At 74.9% G+C, this 24,984-nt stretch carries 25 protein-coding genes; 13 read left to right on the top strand and 12 right to left on the bottom strand.

The annotated features are described in order from the left end of the window. Positions 1-127: 127 nt before the first annotated feature. Positions 128-916, top strand: a complete 789-nt coding sequence (locus RM844_RS06850) for an alpha/beta fold hydrolase (protein WP_311665930.1) — start codon at positions 128-130, stop codon at positions 914-916. 204 nt (positions 917-1,120) lie between these two features. Continuing rightward, complete coding sequence (locus tag RM844_RS06845) at positions 1,121-1,621, top strand: hypothetical protein (RefSeq protein WP_311665928.1); 501 nt, start codon at positions 1,121-1,123, stop codon at positions 1,619-1,621. 198 nt (positions 1,622-1,819) lie between these two features. Here RM844_RS06845 and RM844_RS06840 read toward each other — a convergent pair whose 3' ends face one another. Continuing rightward, a complete protein-coding gene (locus tag RM844_RS06840; protein ID WP_311665926.1) occupies positions 1,820-2,194 on the bottom strand; it encodes an ArsR/SmtB family transcription factor in 375 nt (124 codons plus the stop codon). A 93-nt stretch (positions 2,195-2,287) separates the two neighbouring features. On the opposite strand from RM844_RS06840, the gene RM844_RS06835 reads away from it, so the two are divergent. Then, positions 2,288-4,288, top strand: a complete 2,001-nt coding sequence (locus tag RM844_RS06835; protein ID WP_311665924.1) for a heavy metal translocating P-type ATPase — start codon at positions 2,288-2,290, stop codon at positions 4,286-4,288. 800 nt (positions 4,289-5,088) lie between these two features. On the opposite strand, the gene RM844_RS06830 is transcribed toward RM844_RS06835, so the two are convergent. Next, positions 5,089-6,042 (bottom strand): TIGR03621 family F420-dependent LLM class oxidoreductase, encoded by a 954-nt coding sequence (locus RM844_RS06830; protein ID WP_311665922.1) that lies wholly within the window; start codon positions 6,040-6,042, stop codon positions 5,089-5,091. A gap of 579 nt (positions 6,043-6,621) precedes the next feature. Between RM844_RS06830 and RM844_RS06825 the strand changes: the two genes are divergently transcribed. Next, complete coding sequence (locus RM844_RS06825) at positions 6,622-7,725, top strand: hypothetical protein (RefSeq protein WP_311665920.1); 1,104 nt, start codon at positions 6,622-6,624, stop codon at positions 7,723-7,725. Between the two features lie 18 nt (positions 7,726-7,743). Here RM844_RS06825 and RM844_RS06820 read toward each other — a convergent pair whose 3' ends face one another. The 3 genes from RM844_RS06820 to RM844_RS06810 are packed head-to-tail and all read right to left on the bottom strand — an operon-like array spanning position 7,744 to position 10,162. Then, on the bottom strand, positions 7,744-8,769 hold the full coding sequence (locus tag RM844_RS06820; RefSeq protein ID WP_311665918.1) for an ABC-2 transporter permease: 1,026 nt from the start codon (positions 8,767-8,769) through the stop codon (positions 7,744-7,746). Beyond that, positions 8,766-9,710: an ABC transporter ATP-binding protein gene (locus tag RM844_RS06815; RefSeq protein ID WP_311665916.1), complete on the bottom strand. Its 945-nt coding sequence runs from the start codon at positions 9,708-9,710 to the stop codon at positions 8,766-8,768. The genes RM844_RS06820 and RM844_RS06815 overlap by 4 nt, the downstream gene beginning before the upstream one ends. Beyond that, the gene (locus tag RM844_RS06810; RefSeq protein ID WP_311665914.1) at positions 9,707-10,162 is read right to left on the bottom strand and encodes a GntR family transcriptional regulator; all 456 of its coding nucleotides are present in this window, start codon (positions 10,160-10,162) and stop codon (positions 9,707-9,709) included. The genes RM844_RS06815 and RM844_RS06810 overlap by 4 nt, the downstream gene beginning before the upstream one ends. Before the next feature lie 158 nt (positions 10,163-10,320). On the opposite strand from RM844_RS06810, the gene RM844_RS06805 reads away from it, so the two are divergent. Further along, the gene (locus RM844_RS06805) at positions 10,321-10,830 is read left to right on the top strand and encodes a hypothetical protein (RefSeq protein ID WP_311665912.1); all 510 of its coding nucleotides are present in this window, start codon (positions 10,321-10,323) and stop codon (positions 10,828-10,830) included. Positions 10,831-10,858: 28 nt separating this feature from the next. Then, positions 10,859-11,251, top strand: a complete 393-nt coding sequence (locus RM844_RS06800; RefSeq protein WP_311665910.1) for a hypothetical protein — start codon at positions 10,859-10,861, stop codon at positions 11,249-11,251. Between the two features lie 51 nt (positions 11,252-11,302). Here RM844_RS06800 and RM844_RS06795 read toward each other — a convergent pair whose 3' ends face one another. The 4 genes from RM844_RS06795 to RM844_RS06780 form a co-directional block, all read right to left on the bottom strand. Continuing rightward, entirely contained in the window at positions 11,303-12,091 is a 789-nt protein-coding gene (locus RM844_RS06795) for a hypothetical protein (protein WP_311665907.1), read from the bottom strand. 1 nt (position 12,092) lies between these two features. Next, the gene (locus tag RM844_RS06790) at positions 12,093-12,683 is read right to left on the bottom strand and encodes an RNA polymerase sigma factor (protein ID WP_311665905.1); all 591 of its coding nucleotides are present in this window, start codon (positions 12,681-12,683) and stop codon (positions 12,093-12,095) included. Continuing rightward, entirely contained in the window at positions 12,680-12,868 is a 189-nt protein-coding gene (locus RM844_RS06785; protein WP_311665903.1) for a hypothetical protein, read from the bottom strand. The genes RM844_RS06790 and RM844_RS06785 overlap by 4 nt, the downstream gene beginning before the upstream one ends. Before the next feature lie 363 nt (positions 12,869-13,231). Then, positions 13,232-14,056 (bottom strand): alpha/beta fold hydrolase, encoded by an 825-nt coding sequence (locus tag RM844_RS06780; protein WP_311665900.1) that lies wholly within the window; start codon positions 14,054-14,056, stop codon positions 13,232-13,234. A 132-nt stretch (positions 14,057-14,188) separates the two neighbouring features. Between RM844_RS06780 and RM844_RS06775 the strand changes: the two genes are divergently transcribed. After that, positions 14,189-14,395: a hypothetical protein gene (locus RM844_RS06775; RefSeq protein ID WP_311665898.1), complete on the top strand. Its 207-nt coding sequence runs from the start codon at positions 14,189-14,191 to the stop codon at positions 14,393-14,395. 85 nt (positions 14,396-14,480) lie between these two features. Here RM844_RS06775 and RM844_RS06770 read toward each other — a convergent pair whose 3' ends face one another. Beyond that, complete coding sequence (locus RM844_RS06770; protein ID WP_311665896.1) at positions 14,481-15,260, bottom strand: IclR family transcriptional regulator; 780 nt, start codon at positions 15,258-15,260, stop codon at positions 14,481-14,483. Positions 15,261-15,439: 179 nt separating this feature from the next. Here RM844_RS06770 and RM844_RS06765 point away from each other — a divergent pair, with 179 nt between their 5' ends. From RM844_RS06765 to RM844_RS06740, 6 genes are read left to right on the top strand one after another with little or no spacing between them, the layout of a single operon-like run. Next, entirely contained in the window at positions 15,440-16,903 is a 1,464-nt protein-coding gene (locus RM844_RS06765; RefSeq protein WP_311665894.1) for an amidohydrolase family protein, read from the top strand. Further along, positions 16,903-18,654: an ABC transporter ATP-binding protein gene (locus tag RM844_RS06760; protein ID WP_311665892.1), complete on the top strand. Its 1,752-nt coding sequence runs from the start codon at positions 16,903-16,905 to the stop codon at positions 18,652-18,654. The genes RM844_RS06765 and RM844_RS06760 overlap by 1 nt, the downstream gene beginning before the upstream one ends. Before the next feature lie 27 nt (positions 18,655-18,681). Next, positions 18,682-20,340 carry an ABC transporter substrate-binding protein gene (locus tag RM844_RS06755; protein WP_311665890.1) on the top strand — a complete coding sequence of 553 codons (1,659 nt, stop codon included), beginning with the start codon at positions 18,682-18,684 and terminating at the stop codon, positions 20,338-20,340. A gap of 7 nt (positions 20,341-20,347) precedes the next feature. Beyond that, positions 20,348-21,301 (top strand): ABC transporter permease, encoded by a 954-nt coding sequence (locus RM844_RS06750; RefSeq protein ID WP_311665888.1) that lies wholly within the window; start codon positions 20,348-20,350, stop codon positions 21,299-21,301. Continuing rightward, positions 21,298-22,209 carry an ABC transporter permease gene (locus RM844_RS06745; protein ID WP_311665886.1) on the top strand — a complete coding sequence of 304 codons (912 nt, stop codon included), beginning with the start codon at positions 21,298-21,300 and terminating at the stop codon, positions 22,207-22,209. The genes RM844_RS06750 and RM844_RS06745 overlap by 4 nt, the downstream gene beginning before the upstream one ends. Before the next feature lie 2 nt (positions 22,210-22,211). After that, on the top strand, positions 22,212-22,886 hold the full coding sequence (locus RM844_RS06740; protein WP_311665884.1) for a YoaK family protein: 675 nt from the start codon (positions 22,212-22,214) through the stop codon (positions 22,884-22,886). A gap of 9 nt (positions 22,887-22,895) precedes the next feature. On the opposite strand, the gene RM844_RS06735 is transcribed toward RM844_RS06740, so the two are convergent. After that, positions 22,896-23,678, bottom strand: coding sequence for a thioesterase II family protein (locus RM844_RS06735; protein ID WP_311665881.1), 783 nt, complete (start codon positions 23,676-23,678; stop codon positions 22,896-22,898). A 130-nt stretch (positions 23,679-23,808) separates the two neighbouring features. Then, positions 23,809-24,885 carry a cytochrome c oxidase assembly protein gene (locus tag RM844_RS06730; protein ID WP_311665879.1) on the bottom strand — a complete coding sequence of 359 codons (1,077 nt, stop codon included), beginning with the start codon at positions 24,883-24,885 and terminating at the stop codon, positions 23,809-23,811. Positions 24,886-24,984 lie beyond the last annotated feature (99 nt).

The following is a 24,984-nucleotide window of genomic DNA, read 5'->3' as shown; positions in this document are numbered from 1 at the left end:
GGGCCGGGCAAGGGGGTTGTGTGATCCCCGCCCCGCCCGGCGGAACGACCAGGCCGGGGCGGCGCGCCCGGTGGGCGGTACCCTGCCCGACGGAACAGCGCGGCCGAACGGGGCGGGAGAGCGGGACATGACGCACGCGACGGCGTCCGACGGGACACGCATCGCCTACCAGGTCCGGGGCCAGGGGCCCCCGCTGGTGCTGCTGGCCGGCCAGTCCAACGACCACCACTGGTGGGACCCCGTCCGGGACGACTTCGCGGCCGCACACACCACCGTCACCCTCGACTACCGCGGCACCGGCGACAGCGACCGGCCCGAAACCCCTTACAGCACCGAGCAGTTCGCGCGGGACGTCGTCGCGGTCCTGGACACGCTCGACATCGGGCGGGCCGCCGTCTACGGCACCTCGCTCGGCGGCCGGGTCGCCCAACAGCTCGCCGCCCGCCACCCCCACCGGGTCGATGCCCTGGTTCTCGGCTGCACCGCCCCCGGCGGCCCGCAGAGCGTGCCGCGCGCCGAGCACGTCAACCTCGCGCTGGCCCAGGCCGACACCCAGGCGGCGCGACAGGCCCTGCGGGAGCTGATGTACACCCCCGACTGGCTGGCCAGGCACCCCGGCCCGTTCCACACCCTCGGCGACCCGACGATGTCCCCCCGGGCCCGGCGCCAGCACCTGACGGCCAGCAACCGGCACAACGCCTGGGACCTCCTGCCGCGGATCACCGCCCCCACCCTGGTGGTGCACGGCGAGGACGACCTGCTCAACCCCACCGCCAACGCGGCGCTCCTCGCCCAGCGCGTGCCCGGCGCCCGGCTCCACCTCATCCCCGGCGCCCGGCACGCCTACTTCGAGGAGTTCCGTGCCGTCGCCAGCCCCCTCGTCCGCACCTTCCTCGCCACTCAGCGCCCACGGTGACGCCGCGCGCCGGGGTGCCTGACCAGGGCGGGGGCGCGGCGAGCGGCCCGAGCGCGGGTGGCGAGCCCAGGGGCTCGCGGGGCGCGCGGACAGGCCGCCACGTTCGGGTGAAACCGGCCCGAGCCAGGCGCGGGCCACCGGCCCGTGGGCAAGCATCTGACTCGGCGTGCAGAGCAACACCCGCGACGAGTGAACGAGGCAAGGATGACCATCGAGTCCACGGAACTGTCCGCCGCTCCGGAACAACTGACGGGCGAGCGGATGATCATCAGCGCGCACACCGGCGGGGTGCTGATCCCCGACTCCTTCGTCAACAAGCGACAGCACCTCAAGGCGCTCCGGGAAGACCACGAGCGTCTCCAGGGCCACCACAGATTCGATCTCACCCCGACCGGCTCCGACACCTACAGCATCCGGCACGTCGCGACGGACCGGTTCCTGGAACCGCTGCGCAAGCAGGAGGACACCGCCGTCTACGAGAACATCCGCTACCAGGGCCCCATCCTGCTGGAGAAGCAGCTGCCGCAGGCCCGTGACCAGTGGCAGCTGCGGCGTCGGGGCGACTACTACCAGATCGCCCTCACCGGAACCCGCTATGTGCTCGGGCTGACCCACCCCGACCACATGGACAGTTGGATCACCCTGCTCGACCCGTGGTGGAGCAAGGACCGGCTCTGGCTGATCCAGGAAGTCCCGCAGGGCTGACCAGGTCCACGGGCTGACGGCCGCCGTCCCACCCCCGGTCAGGGGTGGGACGGCGGCCCTCGCCTCGGCCGGCCCCCTTCCGGGCCCCTTCCGGGCCCTCGCGGCCCGGTCGGGCCGGGCGGCGGCGCGGACACCGGCGGCCACCGTGCCGCGACGCCGGGGCGGGGCGCCGGGTCGCGACGCCGGGGCGGGGTGCGGTCAGTCGCCGGGCGCCGGGGAGGCGGTGTCGCGCAGGCCGAGGCGCAGGTGCTCGACGTGGTAGAGCGCTTGGTCGAGGAGTTCGGCGACGTGGTCGTCGTAGAGGGCGTAGACGATCGAGCGGCCCCGGCGTTCGCCGGTGACCAGGCCGAGGTTGCGCAGCAGCCGCAGCTGGTGGGAGCAGGCGGACGGCTCCATGCCGACGGCTTCCGCGAGGTCGCCGACCGCGCAGGGGCCTTCCTGGAGGCGGGCCAGGATGTGCAGGCGGGAGGGGGTAGCCAGGGCCTGGAGGGTGGCGGCGACATCGGCGGGGCCGACCGCGTCGAGGCGTTCGCGGGTGGTGGCGGTGACGGGGGTGACGCGTTGGTGGCCCATGGGTGCACCCTACCCGCGACACCTGAAGACCTGTTCAGATGATCCGGTATGCTGAGGCGCTCGTGCCACCCACCCGCGAAGGGGTGCCCCGTCATGCCCGCTCTCCCCGGCCAGCGGTCCCTGCCGCCCGCCCGACCCCGCCGCCGGCTCCGCGTGCTGGCGCTGCCGGAGGCCCGCTGGGCGCTGGCGGCCCTGGTGCTGTTCCTGCTCGCCCTGCCCCTCCACCTGTTGGGCGCCCCCGGCTGGTCCTGGGGCACGCTCCTCCTGGCGACCTATGTCACCGGCGGCTGGGAACCCGGCTGGGCGGGGCTGCTGGCGCTGCGCGAGAAGACGCTGGACGTGGACCTGCTGATGGTGGTCGCGGCGCTGGGCGCGGCCGCGATCGGCCAGGTGCTCGACGGCGCCCTGCTGATCGTCATCTTCGCCACCTCGGGCGCCCTGGAGGCGGTCGCGACCGCCAGGACCGCCGACTCCGTGCGCGGCCTGCTCGACCACGCCCCGCACACCGTGACCCGGCTGCGGGCGGACGGCACCGAGGAGACCGTCGAAGCCGGCGCCCTCGGCGTCGGGGACCAGATCCTGGTCCGCCCCGGCGAACGGGTCGGCGGCGACGGCCTGGTGGTCTCCGGGGTCAGCGACGTCGACCAGGCCACCATCACCGGCGAGCCGCTGCCGGCCGCCAAGCGGGCGGGCGACGAGGTGTTCGCCGGCACCGTCAACGGCACCGGCGTGCTCCGGGTCCGGGTGACCCGCGACCCGGCGGACTCGGTACTGGCCCGGATCGTGCGCATGGTGGAGGAAGCCGCCGAGACCAAGGCGCCCACCCAGCTCTTCATCGAGAAGGTCGAACAGCGCTACTCGCTCGGCATGGTCATCGCGACCCTCGCCATCTTCACCGTCCCCCTCACCCTCGGCGACCCGTTCCGGTCCGCCCTGCTGCGCGCGATGACGTTCATGATCGTGGCCTCGCCGTGCGCGGTGGTGCTCTCCACCATGCCGCCGCTGCTGTCCGCCATCGCCAACGGCGCCCGGCACGGGGTGCTGGCCAAGTCCGCCGTGGTCATGGAACGGCTCGGCCAGATCGACGTCGTCGCCCTCGACAAGACCGGCACGTTGACCGAGGGCACACCGCGGGTCACCGACGTGCGCCCGCTGCCCGGCGGCGGGCTGGACGAGGCCGCCCTGCTGCGGCTGGCCGCCGCAGCCGAGCACCCCAGCGAACACCCGCTGGCCCGCGCCGTGGTCGCCGCCGCCCGGGAACGGGGCCTGGCGCCGCCGACCGCCACGGACTTCGCCGCGCTGCCCGGGCGGGGGGTGGCCGCCACCGTCGGGGGCCACCGGGTCCGGATCGGCTCCCCCGCCCAACTCACCGGCGACGGCGTGGGGCTCGCCGAGGAGCTGGCCGAGTTGGCGGCGGCCGGCCGCACCGTGGTGGTCGTGGAACGCGACGGGGTGCCCGTCGGGGTGCTGGGCGTCGCGGACCGGGCGCGGGCGGACGCGGCGGCCACCGTCGCCGCGTTCACCGCCCTCACCGGCCGGGCGCCGGTGCTGCTGACCGGCGACCACGAGCCCGCCGCCCGGCACCTGGCGGCCGAGGTCGGCATCACCGAGGTCAGGGCCGGCCTGCTGCCGCAGGACAAGGTGGCCGCGGTCCGCGACTGGCAGGCGCGCGGCCACCGGGTGCTGGTCGTCGGCGACGGCGTCAACGACGCGCCCGCGCTGGCCACCGCCCACTGCGGGGTCGCGATGGGCGGGGTCGGCGCCGACCTGACGCTGGAGACGGCCGACGCCGTGGTGGTGCGCGACGAACTCGCCGCCGTCCCCGCCATGGTGCGGCTGTCGCGCACGGCGCGGCGCCTCGTGGTGCAGAACCTGGTCATCGCGGGGACGTTCATCGCCGTGCTGGTCGCCTGGGACCTGTTCGGCACGCTGCCGCTGCCGCTCGGTGTCGCCGGCCACGAGGGCTCCACCGTCATCGTCGGCCTCAACGGGCTGCGGCTGCTGCGCGCGGCCGCCTGGCCCGGCGCGGACGGCGGGCGCGCGCCGGAGCGGCGACGAGGGCCTAGGAGTCCGGGCGATCGTGTGACGGTCTGAGCCTGACTCGCTGGGGTGGGCATGGGGCGGGGTCACCGCACGGATGCGGAACGGCAGCGGCTTGCGCCGTTTCTGCCGGTCAGCGGCGGGCGTTGCGGCCGGCGGCCGGATCCGCCCGAGCGGCGAGGCCGCCCGTGGGCACCGTGGCGCCGGGGACGACGGTGGCGCGGGTGAGGGGCGGGGGGGTCCCCGGCCGGCGTCCGCCGGGTGCCGGAGGCGTCGGTCAGCCGCACGGTGAAGCGGGACCTGCTCTACTCGTCGACGGCCACTGAGGTGGCGCAGGCGCCGTCCCCCGTGAGTGCGGTGCGCGGGCTGCGGAGAAGCGCCCCGCGTCAGGTGCGCGCGAAGGGCTCCGTACCGCCGGGCCGTCCTCGACGTCGGGGAGATCTCGATCGAGGCCACGTGGGGCGGCTGGTCGTCCACGTGCTGCCGGGCACCGAGGACGCCGCGACGCGGATGCTGGACGCCACGCTGGGCCGGTTCCCGTTCGTCCCGCGCTGGTGCGTGACGCCGGTGGCGCTGGGGTGGGAAAGCGACACGGCGTTCTACCGGGCGCGCGTGGACCGGCGCGTCGAGCGGAGGACGCGGCAGGTGGGGTCCTGCCGTGGGTTGGGGCGCGACCGGCGCTCTGGGGGCACCCCTGCCGGGGCGCGGGGCCGGGAACGTCCCGCGCGTCGCCTCGGAGCGGGGCTGGGCCTGCCACCCGGTGCCGGGCTCGCGGCCCCGGCGTCAGCTGCGCCACAGCGGTCGGGTGGCGACAACCGCGAGCAACCACGGCCAGCCGTGCGGGACTTCGGGGCTCAGCGTCCCGCCAGCGCCGCCACGATCGGGGCCGCGGCCTCCGTCTCGTCGAGGAGGAAGGAGCTGATGCCCAGGCGTTCGCGCAAGTCCAGCAGCTTCTGGGTCAGTTCCCTGACCGAGCCGATGAACACATGCGGCGACTCCAGGATTTCCCCGACGGTCAGCTCGACCCCCGTGCGCGCGCGGAGCGCGTCCGCCCGTCTGCGGGCCTCACCCCTGGCGTCGGCGGTGACGACCATCGGGCCGCCGGTCGGGTAGGTGTTCAGCTCCAGCTCGGGGAAACGGTCGCCGGCCGCCTCGCGGATCCAGCGCACCTTCTCCTCGGTGGCCGCGACCGTGATGCTCGGTGTGTCGAGGGTCGGCAGACCCTTGCCGTCCCGCCCGATCCGGGGCGCCAGGCCGATGATCTGGGCCTCCTTGGCGGCCAGGGTCAGCAGGCGCTTCCCCCCGCCACCGACGAAGAACGGCGGGTGCGGGCGCTGGACCGGCTTCGGTAGCGCATCGAAGTCCGTGATCGTGTAGTGCTCGCCGCGACAGGAGAACGGCTCCTCGCCGAAGCAGCCCTTGAGGACCCGGATGGATTCCGCGAGCCGGGCGACCCGCGTGCCGACGGGCTCGAAGGGGAGGCCGATCGCGTCGTGCTCGGGCCGGTTCCAGCCGGCACCCAGGCCGATCTCCACGCGGCCGTCGGAGAGCCGGTCAAGCGTCGCCAACTCCTGGGCCAGAACGGCGGGATGGCGCAGGTTGTTGTTGAACACGAAGGTGCCGACCCGGAGTCTCTCGGTCACCGCCGCCACGGCGGAGAGCAGCGGGACCGGGGCGTGGTCGGTGCCGAGATGGTCCGGGATCACCACGGCGCTGTAGCCGAGGGACTCCGCGCGCCGCGCGAAGGCGGCCAGGCCCGGGCCGTCGTACGGTTCGCCGACTGAGGTGAGGAAACGGAAGGGGCGCATGGCGCCATCGTGCCCGACCACCGCCGTCGCCGGGACCCCGCGAGTGGCGACCGACCGGCCAGCCCCGGTCGGAGATCACGTGCCGGCTGTTGTGCGGCCGGTTCGGCGGAGTCAGGCGGTGGCTGGCGCCCAGGACGACCCAGAGGCCGAGATCTGCCGCCGCCCTGGCCGTCAGCTCCCCCTCGTGCCGCACCGCCGCCGAGTCGATGGGCCAGCCCGCCAGCACCCGCTTCGCCTCGGCGCCGGAGGGATGGCCCGAGATCGCACCCTCCGGGAAGTGCACGAGTCGGACCCCGACTCCCCTGCCACACGCAGCAGTCCCGCACCGCCGCGCCGTTGGCCACGGGGTCACGGGGCACCGGCTCCGCGCGACCGCCATGCGCATGCGGGTTGTCGCGTGGCCGGTTGCACCCCGCCGTCGGCAAGCCGACGCGGGCCGTCGTGCGTAGGGTGCCTCGGGTGAGTGATCGGGGTGGGAGGGCGTAAGCGGGCCACGGCTGCGTCGAGGGTCTGCCGCGACGGGGGCGTGGGCTGGGCGCGTTGCGGGCGCGCGCGGATCCGCGTGGGGCCGCCGGGTGGGTGTACGACGGGGTCCGGCGGGACTGGCGGTGGGATCAGGTCGACGACCGGTCCTGGTATCTCGCGTGGCTGGTCCGGGAGTTGAAGCTGTCCCGGGGGCCGGTCATCGACCAGCTGGCCGGGGACGAGGAGGCGAGCGCCCGGGCCGGCGAGGTGTTGGAGTCGCTCGCGCTCGCCGGCTGCGAGGAGGCTCGGGAGGGGCTCCGGGAGTATGTCCGGACGGGCGAGCACTGGGTCCGCGTGCTGGAGTCCGTGACGGCGCGCTGGCCGGCGGAGTGGTGGGCGGACCTGGGCGAGGTGGCACGCGCGCGGATCGGTGGGGAGGCGGAGCCTCCGTGGGCCGCCGAGCCGTGGACCCGGTTCGGAATCGCGGTGCGGGCCCGCCGGTTCGCACCGCGGCCCGTCCTGGACGGGCTCGACGACGAGGAGCTGCTCGGCCTGCTGGCCGACCGCGCCACCGAGGACGACGTGAAGGTGCACGCGCTGCGTACGCTGCGCGGGCGGGGGCCGGCGGAAGGCCTGATCCCGCTGGTGCCGGGGCTGGGCACCCCGGACGGCCGGTGGCCGTTGCCCGCGCTCACCAGGGCGGTGGAGGACCTTGGCGCCCGCGCGGTGCCGGCGGCCCGGGGGTGGGCGCGGGACGGGCGCCCGTGGCTGGCCCGACTGGGCGCGGACGTGCTGGCCGACCACGGCGGCCCCGAGGTGCTGCCTGGCCTTTTGGCGAAGCTCGCCCGGCAGTGGGCGGCGCCCGGCTGGTGCGGCCCCGACCGCACCGCCCGGCGGCTGGCGCGGTTCGGGCCCAAGGCCGCCGAAGCGGTGCCCTACCTGCGGCGTTTCTGGCTGGTCACCCCGCACTCGTACGAGCGGGCCGCGTATCTGACGGCGCTCGCCGCCATCGACCAGGGCGGCCTGGACCTCGCCCGCGCCGAATCCCTCTGGGACTGCGAGGAGACCGCCCGGCTGCTGGCCGTCGCCACTGCCCCCGACCGCCCCGGGACCCGCGGCCGGATCGTCGAGTCGCGCGACGACCCGAGCGAGACGCCCGAGGTGCGGGCGGCCGCCCGGGCCCGGCTGGCCGCGGCCGGCGCGCCGCCGCCGCGCTGACCGGCCGGCGCGGCCGGGCTACCGCAGCGCGCGGCGGGCGGCGTGCCGAAGGAGGACGCCGACGCCGAGCGCGACGGCGCCCAGCGCGGCGGCGGACAGCCACTGCATGGGGGCGAGTTGGGAGAGCGGGAGGTACTCCACGGACCAGCCGACGATCTCCTGGCTCTCCTCGCACCACGCGTCGTCCGGCTCGACCTGCCCCGGGGGGACGCAAGACTCCCCGTCGTGGCTGCCGCCGTCGGCGGCGAGCCGGAAGGTGTCGAGATGCACCGCGCCGTCCGGCGGTCGGGGCGGGCCCGAGGCCGTGCCGTCGCTGGTGGTGACGGTGGTGGTGCTGCCGAAGGCGAGACGGAAAGGTTCCCAGGCGATCTTCAACGCCACCAGGATGCCCAGCGTGACGACCATCGCCGGCAGGGTGCGGCGCAGGTAGAGGCCCACGGTGGCACCGATCAGCAGTGCCAGCAGCGTCATCGCGACCAGCACCGGTCCCGTGCTGTCGAACACCTGCGTCGTCTCGAACGTGGGGCCGATGCCCCAGGCACTGATCAGGTCCCACCAGCCGCGGAAGGCCAGCCCGACCGCCACGGCGCCGAGGCAGGCGACCGCGGCGGCCGTGCCGAGCTTGGTGAGCAGCCACCGTCGGCTGCTCGACGACTGGACGCCGACCAGTTTGGCGGTACCGCTCTCCAGGTCCCCCGCGAAGAGCGGGGCGCCGAGGAAGACCCCGATCAGCAGCGGAACGAAGGTCAGGGCCAGCCCCACCAGGTCGATGCGGTCCACGTGGGGGACGAGCGCCATGTCGAAGTCCTCGCCCGCCACGAGCGGGTTGGCCGCGAGGGTGTCGGCCAGGTCGCCGCGCACCCAGAGCAGGGCGCCGGTCGTCGCGGCGGCCAGGGCCAGCACCGTCCAGAGGCCGGCTCGGTGCTGGCGCCACACCAGCCAGACCATGCCGTGCGGGCGGAGGCGGGCGCGGAGGCCGGGGCGCGGGGCGGCGGCCCGCGCCCCGGGGTCACCCTGCGGGGCGGTCCTGGTCGCGGTACTCATGCCGGCACCTCCTGGGCCAGGCCCGGGACATGGGCGCTCGGGCTAATCAGCGGCGGCGGGTCGGCCTGCCTGAGGTACGCGAGCACGAGTTCCTCCAGGGTCGGCGACCAGGACTGCCAGCCGGGGTCGACGGGCCCGCCCGGCCGGACCAGGGCGGTGATCCGGTCGCCGTGACGGTCGGTCTCCACGACGGTGTGCGGGGTGAGTCCGGCGGGGACGGTGTCGCCGCCGAGGGGGGCGGAGAGCATCCGGTGCACGCTGATGATCTCGTCGATGTCGCCCGCCAGGCGCAGCCCGCCCCGGGAGAGCAGCAGCAGGTGGTCGCAGAGTGTGTCCAGCTCAGCGACCAGGTGGCTGGAGAGCAGCACCGTGATCCCGCGCTCGGCGACCTCGCCGAGCAGGGCGGCCACGGTCTCCCGGCGCGCGAGGGGGTCCAGGTCGGCCAACGGCTCGTCCAGCAGCACCAGTTCGGGCCGCTTGCCGAGCGCCAGGGCGAGGGCGAGCCGGGTGCGCTGCCCGCCGGAGAGGCCACCCACCCGCTGTGTCGGCGACACGCCGCCGGCGCGGACGAAGTCCTCGGCCAGGCGCTGGTCCCAGCCGGGGTTCAGCTCCCGGCCCAGGCGGAGCGTCTCGGCGACGGTGAACCGCCGGAAGAGCGGCTTCTCCTGCGGCAGGAACGCGGTGCGGGCGCGGGCCTCCGCCGAGCCCGCCGGGTGGCCGAGGATCTCGGCCCGGCCGGTGGACGCGGACCTGAGGCCGGCGGCGATCTCCAGCAGCGTCGTCTTGCCGGCGCCGTTCGGCCCGACCAGGCCGCAGACCCGGCCGGCGGGCAGCCGGAACGTGGCATCGCGCAGGGCCCACTTCCGGCCGTACCGCCGGCCCAGCCGGCGCACTTCGAGCGCCACGCCGTCCGCTCCGGTCGTCATGGTGCCGGTCGTCATCGTGGCTCCCCCCGCCCCGGCCGGTCGGTCTCCCCCGACCGGTCGGCCGCGATCGCGGGCACGGCGCCGCCCAGCTCCCAGGCCAGGTCGAGGGCGGCCTGCACGGCGTGCCGGTCGAGCCCGGCCAGCCGCGCCCGGTCCAGCCAGGACGCCAGCTCGGCCACCAGCGGGGAGCCGGGGTCCAGGCGCGGGTGCTCGGGCACCTCGCGGACGAAGGTGCCGCGCCCCTGTACCAGCTCCACCAGGCCCTCGCGTTCCAACTCCCGGTAGGCCTTGAGGGTGGTGTTGGGGTTGACCGCGCAGGTCTCGGCCACCTCCTTGGCGGTGGGCAGCTGGTCCCCCACCCTGAGGGCGCCGGTGCGCGTCGCCTGCTTCACCTGCTCGACGAGCTGCTGGTAGGCGGCGACCCCGCGTCGTCTCTCGACCGTGAACCTGATGACCACAACCGTCACTCCACTAGTTGACTAGCAGAATGATGGTCGCGGCCGGGACGTGGTGTCAACTTCGGTCGACGCGCGGCCACTTGCCGGTTGGCACCGCTCTGCGAGGATGGCGCGTGACGCCGGAGCCGGGCCGGTCCGGTGTGCCGGCCCGACGAGCGGGGACGCCGATGCCGCACGAGACCGCCGACCTCCTGCTGGCCGCCGGGCGCGCGGTGGGGCTGCGGTGCTACCTGGGGCCGCTGCCCCTCGACGCGGACGCGTTGCTACGGGGGGAGCGGGAGAGCGACCTGCCCCGGCTGCCCGACGGCGCGTCGGAGTACCACTTCGAGGCGCGCACCGTCGGTCTCATCGGCACCTTCTTCACGCTGCGGCTCGGTCCCGAGGGGGCGCCGATCCTGGTGACCGGCGACGGCGGCCACCACCCCGCCGACCCCGACGGGCTGCGCGCGGTGGCCGACCACGTCAACGGCTTCGCGGGGAATTCGGTGCTCGGACCGCGGACGTACGTCTGGCTGCAAGGCCACAGCGGCCAGGCCCGCGCGGCGGACGAGGCGCACCAGGCGCGGCTGCGGGTGGCGATGGCGCGGGCCGGCTGGCCGGTCGCTCCCGCCCCGCCGACCGGCCCGACGACGCGAACGGCCGGGCGGCGCTGGCGCTGGCCGTGGAGCCGCGGCTGACGGCCCGGCGCCGGCCTAGGCTGGCCCCGTGCGCAACGTCTTCGTGTTCCCCGCGGGCGAGCGGGCCCGGACCGTGTCCTGGCTCGACCGGCACGCGCCCGCGCAGCGGGAGCCCTGGCACGTGGCGGGCTGCCTCTGGGTCGAGATCGACGACGAACGGTCCGGCCTCCTCTTCCACGACTGGGAGCCCGAGGACGTGGCGGTCCTGGAAGCGGCCGTCGGCCACCGCCCCACCTGGGCCGCGCGGATCGACGTCTCCGGCCGGGTCAACGGCAGGCCCGAAGTGCGCCAGCTGGTCGGACTCCTGCTGGCGCACGGCGGCGTGGCGGTCGACGACCACTCCGCCCACCCCTGGACCGCGCCGGAGATCGCCTCCGACACACCCGTCGGCGGCCTGCGCTTCTTCAACTCCCCTGGGTAACCCAGGCGTTGGGTGAGCCGGCGGGTGGGCCGGCCCACCCGCCGGCGCGGGCTACGCCGTGGCTTCGAGCTGCTCGACCAGGGTGAGGTCGGCGCGGGGGATGTCGCCGAAGAGCGGATGGTGATCCGTCTCCAGGCCCCGGATCGCGACATTCAGGCGCGGGTTGATGGTGCTGTGCCGGGGCTGGTCGCGCTGGCCGAGGGCGGCGACGATGCGCAGCAGCATGGACTCGATGGTCGGCGTTCCGCGGCGATAGAGGACCGGTTCCTCCCAGACGTAGAACGTCCGTCGGGGCGCGCCGCGGCGGTGTTCCTGGTCGTCGAGGGCGGCGGCCTCCTCGGCCCAGTGCTGCGCGTCGCGCATGTCGCCCTGCTGGAGGTGGAGCAGGTAGAGGCAGAGGGCGGCGGTGGACTTGCCGGCGCCGGCGGAGAACTGCCACCAGAAGCGGGCGCCGTCGTGCCTCCTGGAGAGGTGGAGCAGGCAGGCGAAGACCATCGCCCCGTCGGGTTCGATCCGGTCGACCAGGCCGGCGATGTCGGTGGCGGCGTGCGAGGTCCTGATGATCAGCCGGGACAGCTCGGCCAGGTCGCGGCCGGCCCGGTCCTGGAGGATGGCGGGCGGCCGCGGGCCGGGGGGACGGCTCGCGGGGGCCAGGGCAAGGGCCTGGATCGCGAACTCGTCGCGTTCCAGCGCCTCGCGCCACAGGGCGTCGGCGATGTCGCGTTCGATCCGGCGGCGGGACTCGGCGGCCTCCTCCGCGGCGCTCTCGGCGGTGACGTGGGGCGGGGGCGCGGCGGAGTCGCCGAGCAGGGCGTCGATGTCGGTCTCGTCGTACCTCATGTCACTCCTCTTCGTCGTCACGGACGACGCCGGACAGTCCCAGTTCCTTGGCGAGGCGGGCACGGGCCACCATCCGGTGGGAGCGGACGGTGGGGGGTTCGACGCCCATGATGTTGGCGACCTGGGCCGGCGCCAGGCCCAGGACGTACTGGAGGACGATCACGTCGTACTGCCGCTCGGGGAGCTTCGCGATCGCGGCGTAGAGGCCCAGCGAGCTCTCCAGGGCGGCGAACCGGGTGCGGGCGGCTTCCAGGACGCGGCGGCTGGCACTGCGGAACGCGGCGACGGCGGTCAGCGCCGGCTCCTGGCCCCGGTGGGCGAGCTCCTCGGCGATGGTGATCTTCAGGATCGCCCAGGCAGCGGCCTCCGGCGCCGGCTCCCGCATCAGGCGGGTCCAGCTGCGCGCCAGGTCCATCATCACCTGATGCACGAGCTGACCGGCCAACTCGCGGTCATCGAGCTGGAGTTCGGCGTAGTCCTTGTAGGTGCGGTGGTAGCGGTCGTGGAACGCCCAGAAGGCGGCGGGCAGCCGGCTGGTGATCTCGTGGACGGCGCGCGCGTGGGGGGATATCCCGGGGGTGTGGTCGCTCACGCCTCGCGCTCCTTCCCGGCCGGGGCGACGGCCGCCGGGAACGGGGCGGGGTGACGCTCCGCGAGGGCGGTGGCGCCGATCCGGACGCCGGCGCCCAGCAGGCGCCGCAGCAGGAGGCGCGCGTCAGGTACCAGCACGCGTAAGGCGAGAACCAGGGTCACGACGTTGTTGCCAAGGTTGCTCACGAAGATCCCTCTCGGGGTAGTTCCTGGTGGCCGGGACCCCCGTGCCGGCCTCTGACGGTGAGCGGTCGCTCTCTGCCATCAGCTAACCCCTCAGGGCTGCGGAACGTTGATGTCACTTCATGGACAACCCGTGAGCGGCACCGCGACTGCCTGGGCATATGCCGGGGGCGGCCCGGTGCCCGCGCCCCCTCGCCCGCCTGCCGGGCCCCGGCGGGCCGGGCTGACCAGCCGTTACGCGCCGGCGCACAACCCCGGCGCGAGGCGGGCGACCACGCGGGCATATCCATCGCTTCGCCAGCGGGGTGACACAGATCACGCCACGGCGGAGGTTTCGCCCGGCCCCGGCTACGCGCCGGGGCCGGTTCAGGTGAGGAAGTCGCCGAGGGTCGCGGTGAGTTCGGCCGGGGTGTCCTCCTGGACCAGGTGGCCGGCGCCCGGGAGGAGGGTCAGCTCGGCGGTGGGGACGCGGGCGGCCAGTTCGTGGGCGCGGGCCACCGGGATCCAGGTGTCGTCCTCGCCCCAGCAGATCAGGACCGGAAGGTCGAGGGAGCCGTAGCGGTCCTGGATCTCGTTGGTGTAGCGCTGGTCGGCCTGGGCGATCTGGCGGTAGAAGGCGGCCTGCCCCCGCTCGCCGAGCCACGGCTCGGCCAGCCGGTCGAGGACGGCCGGGTGCAGCCCGGGGCTGCTGGCCGTGCCGAGGTACTCGCGGACCAGCGCGCGGTGCAGGTGCGGTGGCAGCTGTTCGAAGACCGGGGCGTGGTCGCCGACCAGGCGGAAGAACGGGGAGCCCCAGGGGGCCAGCGCGACCGGGTCGACCAGGGCGAGGCGGCGGTAGCTGGCGCCGTGCAGGAGGTGCGCGCGCAGGGCGACGGCGCCGCCGAAGTCGTGGGCGACAACGCTGGGTTCGGCCAGGCCCCAGTGGTCGAGGAGCCCGGCGAAGACCCGCCCCTGGGCGGCGAGCGAGACGTCCTGGCCGTCGAACTGGGCGGAGGCGCCGTAACCCGGCATGTCCCAGACGAGGACCCGGTGGTTCCTGGCGAGCGCCCGGGCGACGGCGCGCCAGACGTAGGACGAGAACGGGGTGCCGTGCAGCAGCACCACCGGCGGGCCGGCCGGGTCGCCGAGCTGGCCCCAACGCACCTGCCCCGAGGGGCTGTCGAAGGTCTCGGTCAGTTCCCAGTCGCGCATCGCGCGCCTCTCTTCCCTCTCGCTCGCGGATCCCGCCCGCCGCCTGCCCGGGCATCCTACGGCGGCGGGGAGGTGTGGGGTGGGTTCGGTGAAGCCGGGCCCGCGGCGCCGCCGGGCTGCTACCCCTGGTACATGGCGACGAGTTTCCGCACCAGGGATGGGCACACGGTCCGGTTCGGCAGCACGGTGTGGGCGGTGAACGGCACCGGCCCGTTCACCCTGGTCAGGCCGGAGTCCGCGCCGGCCGGCTGGGTGGCGATGGTCAGTGACGACGGGGAGGAGTACCGGCTGCACGCCCCGGAGGACGTGCCGCTCTACTACACCGTCAACCGGCCCTGAGTCCGGCACCCGAGCCCTGAGCCCCGCGACCTGATTCCCGCGCCCTGGGCTCTCGGCCCCGAGCCCCGGGCGGCGGCGAGAGGGGTCAGCCGGACTGGGCGTGCGAGCGGGCGATGGCGCGCGCGCCTGAGCCGAGCAACTCCTGGACGGCGCGCAGCCGTTCGTCCGTGGCGCGCATGGTGGGCAGGCAGCAGCCCAGGCTGCCGAGGACCGCGCCGTCCTCGGTGCGGATGGCGACGGCCGCGCTGGTCAGGCCCTCGACGAACTCGTCGCGTTCGGTGGCCAGGTCGTGGCGGCGGACCAGGCGCAGGCTCTCGATGAGCCGGTCGGCCGAGTCGATGGTGCACCCGGTGAAGCGGGTGAGGCCCTTGTCCCGGACGAGGGCGGTGGTCTTGGCCTCCGGCAGCCAGGCCAGGATCGCCTTGCCGGCGGCGGTGGCGTGCGCGGCGTCGGACAGCTCCCCCCAGCCGTAGCCGGCGCGGATGGCGTGGGGCGACTCCAGGCTGGAGACCATGGTGAGTTCGCTGCCGTGGAGCACGGCGAGGACCACGGTCTCCTGGGTCTGGCCGTGGATGGCGCGCATCACGGGGTCGGCGAGCTGGCCGAGGTTGAGCTGGGCCGGGTTGGGTCGGCCGAGCTTCCGGGCGGCGGCGCCCAGGGTGTACTTGCGGTCGGCCGGGTTCTGCGCGACGTAGCCGCGCCGGCTCATGGTGGACAGCAGGTGGTGACAGGTCGAGGCGGAGAGCCCGGTCTGGGTGGCGATCACACCGAGGGGCAGCTCGGCCGACGAGTCGGCCAGCACCTCCAGGATGGTGAAGGCCCGGTCGACCGACTGGATGGTGACCTTGCCCCCGCGCTCGCTCACGCCGTCCTCCGTGCTGGTGTGGTGCCCGCCGCGGCGCGGCCGGCCTCGGCACGCCGCGTGTTAATTCCCTGTTCCGCGACGGCGGATGTGGCCGCTGACCGCTTGACACCTTATCTGAGACGTCCCCATGCTAAGCCACACTGTTAAATCATGTTTCACATTATGAAATGGCTTTGGGTATGGATCACCACACGAAACTGATCAGGGGAGCGGCGGTCGTCACCGTCGATCCCGCCCTGGGCGTGCTGGAGACCGGGGACGTCCTGGTCGAGGGGGACACCATCGCCGCCGTCGCCCCCGCCCTGGACGCGCCGCCGGCGGCCCAGGTCGTCGACGGGCGCGGCCACATCCTGATCCCCGGGCTGATCAACGCCCATCTGCACGCCTGGCAGACCACGGTGCGCGGGATGGGGATGAACTGGTCGGGCGTCGAGCACCACCTGCGGATGCAGAGCCAGTTCGTGCCGGCCCTCACCCCGGAGGACCTGGGGCACGCCGAGTTCGTCGGGGCCGCCAACCTGCTCGACGGCGGGGTGACCTCGGTGCTGGAGTGGTGCCACGGCAACCGGACCCCCGAGCACAGCGACGCCGCGCTCGACGGACTGCGGCGGGCCGGCGTCCGCGGGGTGTTCGCGCACGGCACGGTCAAGACCCTCCCCCGGGACGGCGAGCCGCACTTCTCCCAGGTGCCGCACCCGCGTGCCGAGGCGAAGCGGCTGCGCGCGGTGCTGGACGGCGACCCGCTGCTGACCCTGGCGCTGGGCGTCCTCGGCCCGGACTACGCGCCGATCGAGGTGTGCCGGCAGGACTTCGGGCTGGCCAGGGAGTTGGACGTGCTGACCACCGCGCATGTCTCCGGGCACCCGGGCAAGGTGCCGGACGGCTACCGGCGGATCGTCGCCGAGGGGCTGCTGACCGGCCCGCACAACGTGGTGCACGCCACCGCGATGGCCGACGACGAGCTCCGGCTGCTGCTGGACCACGGCGCCTCGATCACCGCCACCTCCAGCGTCGAGGTGAACGGCGGCTTCCGCGAGCCGGTGATCGGCCGGGTGCTGGCGCTGGGCGGCCGCCCGTCCATCGGCACCGACAGCGAGACGGCCACCGCGGCCGACATGTTCGCCGCGATGCGGGACTCGCTGACCATCCAGCGGCTCTTCGACCACCACGCCGCCCAGCGGGCGGCCGGCGTCCGCCCGGGCCGGGCCGCCACCAACCAGGTGGCGCGCGGCATGCCGGTGCCCCCCAGGAAGACACCGTCCAGCTACGACGCGCTGCGCTGGGCCACCCTGGACAACGCCCGCGCGCTGGGCATCGACGCGCTCGTCGGGTCCATCACCCCGGGGAAGCGGGCCGACCTGGTGCTGCTGCGCGGCACCGACCTGAACCTGACGCCGGCGCTCAACCCGGTGGACGCGGCCGTCGGATTCGCCCACCCGGGCAACGTGGACACCGTGCTGGTCGCCGGCCGGACCGTGAAGAGCGGCGGGGTGCTGCGGGCGCGGGCGGCGGCGCAGGCGGCCGGCGCCGCGCTGCGCGAGCGGGCCGAGCGGTTGCTGGCCACCCTCGGCCTGGCCGACCTGCGGGACAGCACCGGGACCCGCCCGGTCCCCCCCGGCCCCGGCCACCCGGCGGGGTCCTGATGTCCGAGCGCGCCAGCACGCCACGGCCGGCGGCCGAAGCCGAGCCCGTACTGCGGATCACCGACCTGTCCGTCACCTTCCACACCGAGAACGGCCCGGTGACCGCGCTGGAGCGGGTCGGCTTCGAGATCGCCAGGGGCGAGATCCTCGCCGTGGTCGGCGAGTCCGGCTCCGGCAAGTCCGTCACCACCCGCGCCGCCCTGCGCCTGCTGCCGCCCAACGCGACCAGCCACGGCGACATCCGGTTCGCCGGCACGGGGCGGCCCGTCGCCGAGCTGAGCCCGGCGGAGCTGCGGGCGCTGCGCGGCGCCCGGGCGGCGATGATCTTCCAGGAGCCGTCGGCCGCCCTCAACCCGGTGCACCGGATCGGCGACCAGATCACCGAGAACATCCGGCTGCACCGGACGGTCAGCCGCCGGCAGGCCAGGGCGCGGGCGGTCGAACTGCTGGACACCGTCGGGCTGCCGCACCCGGAGCGGCTGGTCCGCGCCTACCCGCACCAGCTCTCCGGCGGGCAGAAGCAGCGGGTGATGATCGCGATGGCGATCGCGCTGGAGCCCGACCTGATCATCGCCGACGAGCCGACCACCGCGCTGGACGTGACCGTGCAGGCCGGCATCCTGCGGCTGCTGCGCTCGCTGCGCGAACGGCTCGGCACCGCGGTGCTGTTGATCACCCACAACATGGGGGTGGTCGCCGACCTGGCCGACCGGGTGGTGGTGATGCGGGACGGGGCGGTGGTCGAGCAGGGGTCGGTCGAGCAGGTGCTGCTGCGGCCCGTCCAGCCCTACACCCGGGCGCTGCTGGCTGCCGTGCCCCGGCTACCGCCCCCCGTCGAGGACCCCGTCGAGGACCCCGTCGAGGACCCGGTCGAGGGCGGCGCCGAGGAGCGGCGGCCGGCGGACGGGCGGGAGGTGGCGCTGGACCTGTCCGGGGTGACCATCGAGTACCCGGGCGGGCTGCGTCGGCCGCCGTTCCGCGCCGTCGATGACGTCTCCTTCCAGGTGCGGGCCGGTCAACTGGTCGGCCTGGTGGGGGAGTCGGGCTCCGGCAAGTCCACCCTCACCAAGGCGGTGGTCGGGCTGCTCACCCCGACCGCCGGCACCATCCGGGTGCGCGGCACGGACCTGGCGTCGGTGCGCCGGCGGGAGCGGACCGCGCTGCGCCGGGAGATCGGCATGGTCTTCCAGGACCCCAGGGCCTCGATGAACCCGCGGATGACCGTCGGCGAGAGCATCGTCGAGCCGATGGCCATCCACCGGGCCGGCACCCCGGCCGAACGCCGGGAGCGTGTCCGGGAGTTGATGGACGCCGTCCAGCTGCCCGCCGCCCTGCGGGACCGCTACCCACACGAGCTGTCCGGTGGGCAACGCCAACGGGCGGGCCTGGCCCGGGCGTTGGTGCTGAAGCCCCGGCTGCTGGTGGCCGACGAGCCCACCTCGGCGCTGGACGTGTCCGTGCAGGCCCGGATCCTGGAGCTGCTGAAGGGTCTTCAGACCGAACTGGAGTTCGCCTGCCTCTTCATCACCCACGACCTCGCCGTGGTCGGTGAACTCGCCGAGGAGACCGTCGTGTTGCGGCGGGGGCAGGTCGTCGAGGCCGGCTTGACCGAGCGGGTGCTGCGCGCCCCACGCCACCCCTACAGCCGGCAGCTCGTCGCCGCCGTCCCGGTGCCCGACCCCACGGCCCAGCGGGTCCGGCGCCTCGCCTTCGAGCGGGCCTCCGCCGCCCCCACGCCCACCGAACCCTGACGACTGAACGCTAAGGAACCACCGCTCATGCCCACCGGTTCACCCCCGACCCAGCGCACTCCGGGCAGACCCGCCCGGCTCGCTCTGGCCGGCCTCGCCCTGGCCGCCGTCACACTCGCCGGCTGCTCCCCCGTCCAGCCCACCCACATCGAGTCCGTCAGCCGCCCGGACGCGTTCGGCTCCGCCGCCGACCCCGCGGCGGTCCGCGACGGCGGCACCCTCGTCTTCGGCCTCTCCACCGACCCCGACAAGCTCGACCCGACCCTGACCAGCTCGCTGGTCAGCAAGCACGTCTTCGCGTCCTTCTGCGAGTCCCTCTACGCCTACGACGCCGACTCCTCCATCACCCCCCAACTGGCCGCCGAGCTGCCCGAGATATCCGCGGACGGCACCGTCTACACCATCCGGCTGCGGGAGGACGCCGTCTTCGCCGACGGCGACCCGCTGACCGCCGACGCCGTCGTCACCACCTTCGAGCGCAACCTCGAACTCCCCACCTCCCAGCGCCGGTCCGAGCTGGGCCCGGTGCTGGCGACGGAGGCGCTGGACGAGCACACCGTGCGGATCACCCTGGCGGAGCCCTACGCCCCGTTCGCCTCGGTCCTCGCCGACCGGCCGGGGATGATCCTCAGCCCGCGGGCGCTGGCCGAGTTGGGCGAGGACTTCGGCGACGCACCGGTCTGCGTGGGCCCGTTCCGCTACACCGACCGGGTCGCCGGCACGTCCATCAGCGTCAGCCGGGACCCGCTCTACTACGACGCCGACGCCGTGCACCTGGACCGGATCGAGTACCGGGTGGTGCCGGACGCCAACATCCGCGCCGCCAACCTCCAGTCCGGCGCCGTGCAGGTCGCGGACAACATCTCGCCGCAGGACATCGGCGCCCTCGACGCCGACCCGGCCGTCGAGGTGCTGACCGCCACCTCGCCCGGCTTCCAGGGCATCCACCTCAACCTGGGCAACACCGACGGGATCGGTGCCGAGCCCGTGCCGCTGGACACCCCGCTCGCCCAACTCCCCCTGGTGCGGCAGGCGTTCTCCCTCGGCGTGGACCGGGCCTCGCTGGCCAGGGCGGTCTTCGGCGGCTGGTACGACCCGGCCTGCGGGCCGCTCGCCGACAGCAGCCCCTACGCCACCGAGGCCAGCCAGGCCTGCCCCGACCACGACCCGGAACGCGCCCGGGAGTTGCTGACCGAGGCCGGGGTGGAGATCCCGTTCCGGATCGAACTGAAGGTGCCCAACCAGCAGGACCCGCTGCGCTACGCGCAGGCGCTCAAGGCCGACGCGGCCGAGGCGGGCTTCGACATCGCGGTGGTCCCCACCGAGTTCGCCACCCTGCTCACCGACGCGGACAACGGCAACTACCAGGCGGCGCTGCTCGGTTGGTTCGGCCGCCCCGACCCGGACGGCAACCTCCGCTCCTACATGGCCACCCGGGGCAGCTCCAACTACACCGGCTACACCAACCCGCGGGTCGACGCCTGGCTCGACGAGGCAACCGCCAGCGACGACCCGGCCCGACGAGCGGCCATCTACGGCGAGCTGACCCGCACCCTCAACGAGGACCTGCCCTACGTCTACCTGTACCGGCAGCGGACCCTGGTCGCCGTCAGCCAGGCGAGCGGCGTGCGGCTGGACCCCGTCGGCGTCGTCAGGCCCGCGTTCGCCGGCCTTGAGCAGCGGTGAGGACGCCATGTTGACCCACCTGATGACCAAGGCCGGTCAGGCCGTCCTCACCATCTTCCTCGCCTCCGTCGTGGTCTTCCTCGGCGTGCGGGCACTGCCCGGCGACCCGGCCGTCACACTGGCCGGCGACAACCCCGACCCCCAGGTGGTCGCCGCGCTCCGCGCCGAACTCGGCCTGGACCAGCCGCTGGCCACCCAGTACGTCCGGTACGTCGAGGGGCTGCTGCACGGCGACTTCGGGGAGTCCGTCAGCAGCGGGCAGCCCGTCGCCACCATGCTCGGCCAGGCGCTGCCGGTCACCCTGCAGCTGACCCTGCTGACCGTGCTGTGCGGCTCGCTGATCGGCGTGGCCACCGGCGTGGTCGCCGCCTGCCGGCGGGGCCGCTGGCCGGAGTGGGCGGCCAACGGCTTCTCCCTGCTGGGACTGTCCGTGCCGAACTTCTGGCTGGCGATCCTCGCGGTCAGCTACGTGGCCTCCGTGCTCACCTTCCTCCCCACCTCCGGCTACGTCTCCCCCACCCAGGACCCCTGGGCGGCCCTCACCCACCTGATCGTCCCGGCGCTGATCCTCAGCACCTCGTTCGCCGCCATCGTGATGCGGCAGACCCGGGCCAGCATGCTGGAGGCGTTCGGGACCGAGTACGTGCTGGCCGCCCGGGCCAAGGGCATGCGCGAGACCCGCGTGGTCCTGCACCACGCGCTGCGCAACAGCCTGGTGGTGGTGCTGACCATCATCGGGCTGCAACTCGGCGCGCTGCTCTCCGGCGCCGCCGTCATCGAGCAGATCTTCGGCCTGCCGGGCATCGGCCGGCTCGCGGTGCGCTCCGTCTTCTCCCGTGACTACCCCGTCGTCCAGGCGGTGGTGCTGATCAGCGCCGTCGCCTACGTCCTGATCAACCTCCTGGTCGACGCCCTCTACACCGTGATCGACCCCCGTGTGCGAGTAGGTGGCCAGCCGTGACCCAGCCCAACTCCCCCGTGGCCAGCCCCCCATCGGTCCCGCCGACCGGGACGGAGGCGACCGCCCCCGGCCGGCGCCTGTGGCGGCGGCTGCGCGCCCACCGGATGGGCCTGGCCGGCCTGGTGGTGCTCGCCCTGATCGTGGCCGGCGGCCTGCTGGCGCCGCTGATTTCGCCGCACGACCCGGGCGCCACCCACCTGGAGGCCATCTACCAGCGCCCGTTCACCGTCGGCTACGGGCTGGGCACCGACGACCTCGGTCGGGACATCCTCAGCCGGGTCCTGCACGGGGTGCGCGCCTCGCTGCTGGTCGGTGCGCTGGCGCTGGCCATCTCGCTGGCCGTCGGCGTGCCGGCCGGGCTGCTCGCCGGCCGCTACCGGCCCGCCGACCTGGTCGTCTCCCGGCTCACCGACCTGGTGCTGGCCTTCCCCTTCCTGCTCTTCGCCGTCGGGGTGGCCGCCGTCCTCGGCCCGTCGCTGTGGATCGCCGCCATCGCCATCGGCGTCTCGCACATCCCGTCCGTGGTGCGGGTCACCCGGGTGGAGACGCTGCGCATCGGCCAGCTCGACTTCGTGCTGGCCGCCCGCGTCCAGGGCGCCGGCGACGCGCGGGTGTTCACCCGGTACGTGCTGCCCAACGCGCTGTCCGCGCTGATCGTGCAGGCCACCGTCATCATGCCGACCGCGGTGCTCAGCGAGGCGCTGTTGTCCTTCCTCGGGCTGGGCATCCAGCCGCCGACCCCGAGCCTGGGCGGCATGCTCTCGGACGCGCAGCAGTACGCGTCGACCGCGCCGTGGGCGGCGATCGCGCCCGGCGTCGCGATCGCGCTGATCTGCCTCGCCTTCAACACCCTGGGGGACGCGCTGCGCGACGCGCTGGACGTCACCACCGGCGGGCCAGCCCGCTGACCATGTCCCACCCCGCGGCGGACCGCCGAGTCGTCCGGCTCATGCTGGTCCTGACCTTCGCCACCGGGATCGTCGACGCCGTCGGCTTCCTGGCGCTGGCCGGGATCTTCCCCGGCAACATGACGGGCAACCTGGTGCTGCTCGGCACCGGTGCCCTCGGCGGGCACCGGCTGGCGCTGGTCGGGTTCGCGGTGGCGCTGGCCGCGTTCGTGGCCGGCGCGGCGCTGGCCGGGCTGGTCCTGCCCCGGGCCCGTACCGGCTGGCGGCGGCCGCACACCGCGCTGTTCGGCTGCGTCGGGCTGCTGCTGGCCGGCGCCGGCTGCTGGCTGGCCGCCGGGCCGCACCCCACCGGGGCCACGCTCACCGCGCTCACCGGGCTGCTCTGCCTGGGCATGGGCGTGCAGACGGCCGCCGCCCGGCACCTCGCCGTGCCGGACGTGACCACCGTCGTGGTCACCGCGGCGCTCGCCGCCTGGGCCGCCGAGCTGGCCGACCGGCGGGGCCGGCCGCACGCGGCCCGCCGGGCCGGCGCGGTGGCCGCGCTGACGGCGGGCGCCGTCGCCGGCGCGGCCGCGCACGCCGCGCACCCGGCCGCCGGCGTCGGCCTGGCGGCGGCCGTGGTGCTCGGCACGACGGCGGCCGGCGGGCGCGGGGCCGGTCGGCGGCCGGGGCGGTGACCCGGCGGGTCAGCCGGCCAGGGCGGTGAGGTGCTGGCGGACGGTGTCGGCGACCGCGGGGAACTGGTCGGCGAGGTAGAAGTGGTCGCCGGGGAAGGTGCGGAGCCGGAAGTCGGCGCTGGTGTGCCGGGCCCAGTCGCGGACCTCGGCCAGCTCGGCGACCGGGTCGGCGTCCCCGACGAGGGCCAGCAGCGGGCAGGGCAGCGGCGGGCCGGGGGTGAAGCGGTAGGTCTCGGTGGCCTGGAAGTCGCCACGGATCGCGGGCAGGACCAGGGCCCGGATCTCCGGGTCCTCCAGCAGCCCGGTGCCGGTGCCGCCGAGCCGGCGCATCTCGGCCAGCACGCCGGCGTCGTCCCGCCGGTGGATGTCCCCGTCCCGGTGCCGGTCGGGGGCGCGGCGACCGGAGGCGACCAGCGCGCGCGGCGGGCTGCCGGCGGCGGTGAGCCGGCGCGCGGCCTCGAAGCCGATCAGCGAGCCCATGCTGTGGCCGAAGATCACCAGCGGCCGGTCCAGCCACGGGGTGAGCGCCTCGACCACGCCGTCGGCGAGCGCGGCGACGGAGGTCAGCGGGGGCTCGGTGTAGCGGTTCTGCCGGCCCGGGTACTGCACGACGAGCACGTCGAAGGTGTCGCGCAGGGCGGCCGAGAGCGGGTGGTAGTAGCTGGCGGAGCCGCCCGCGTGCGGCAGGCACACCAGCCGGACGGGCGCGTCGGGCTCGGGGTGGAACCGCTGGAGCCAGGGGCTGCGGGCGAGCCCGGCCCCGGATGTCGCGCTGTTGGTCGTCTGCCGCACTGATCCCCCGATCACCTCGCGCCCGGGCCCGCCTGACCCGTGGCCCGCGGCAACCCGCCCCGCCCGGCGGGGAGTTCGGCGCCCACTATACCGGCGGGTCAGGGGCGCCGAGCGAGCCGGCGGCGGTCGGTCAGGGCGTCGGCCGGTCGGCCGCGCCGGCCGGCTGCCGGGCGGGCGCGGCCGCGGCCGGCCGCTCGGCGGGGGTGGACGCCTCGGCAGCGGCCGGCTGCTCGGCGGCCGCGGACCCGGCCGGGGGCCGGGCGCCGCGGGTGCGCAGCTGGGCCAGGTACGCGTTGTAGGCGGCCAGCTCCTGGTCGCCGTCGCGGTCGGCGGCCCGGTCGAGCCGGCGGGAGGTGCGCTGCTCGGAGACGTACCACTGCACCACCAGGGCCAGCAGCACGACCACGGTGGGGATCTCGCTGAACGCCCAGGCGATGCCGCCGGCCGCCGACTGGTCGGCGAGCGCGTCGGTGCCGAGCGTGGCCGGGATCTCGGCGTAGGAGTCCACCATCGGCTCGCTGGCCATCATCAGCGCGATGCCGAAGAAGGCGTGGAACGGCATGGTGGCGAACAGCTCCAGCATGCGCATCAGGTGGCCGGCCCGGCGGGGGCCGGGGTCGACGCCCATGATCGGCCAGAAGAAGACCAGCCCGACGGCGAGGAAGTGCAGCATCATCCCGACGTGCCCGACCCGGGTCTCCATCAGGAAGTCGAAGAGCGGGGTGAAGTACAGCCCGTAGAGGCTGGCGATGAAGAGCGGGATGGTGAACAGCGGGCTGGTCACCATCCGGGCGTAGCGGCTGTGCAGCAGCGTGACCAGCAGCTCGCGGGGGCCGGTGCGGCCGCGCCCGGCGGCGGGCAGGGCGCGTAGCAGCAGCGTGACCGGGGCGCCGAGCAGCAGCAGGATCGGGGAGACCATGCTGATCACCATGTGCTGCACCATGTGGGCGCTGAACAGGACCATGCCGTAGTCGTTCAGCCTGGTGCAGGTGACGGCGGCGACCGAGAGGACGCCGAGGGCGAAGGCGATGGTCCGGCCCGGACTCCAGGCGTCGCCGCGGCGGCGGAGGCGGACCACGCCCCAGCCGTAGAGGGCCAGGACGAGGAGGCAGCCGATCAGGAAGATCGGGTCCCCGCCCAGCTCCAGCGCGCGTCCCGGTGTGATGGGCGGCAGCTCCGCGTGGCCGCCGTGTTCACCGTGCCCCATCTGCGTACTCCCTGTGATGTGCCCGTTGCGTGGCCAGCCTAGGGAACGGTCGGCGCGGGCCGGCGGCCGGGGTCCCCTCCGCGCGTGGCGCGCGGCGGG

This window comes from Streptomyces chisholmiae, assembly GCF_031845445.1.
Classification (GTDB): domain Bacteria; phylum Actinomycetota; class Actinomycetes; order Streptomycetales; family Streptomycetaceae; genus Streptomyces; species Streptomyces chisholmiae.
This window is presented reverse-complemented; position numbering and strand designations above follow the sequence as displayed.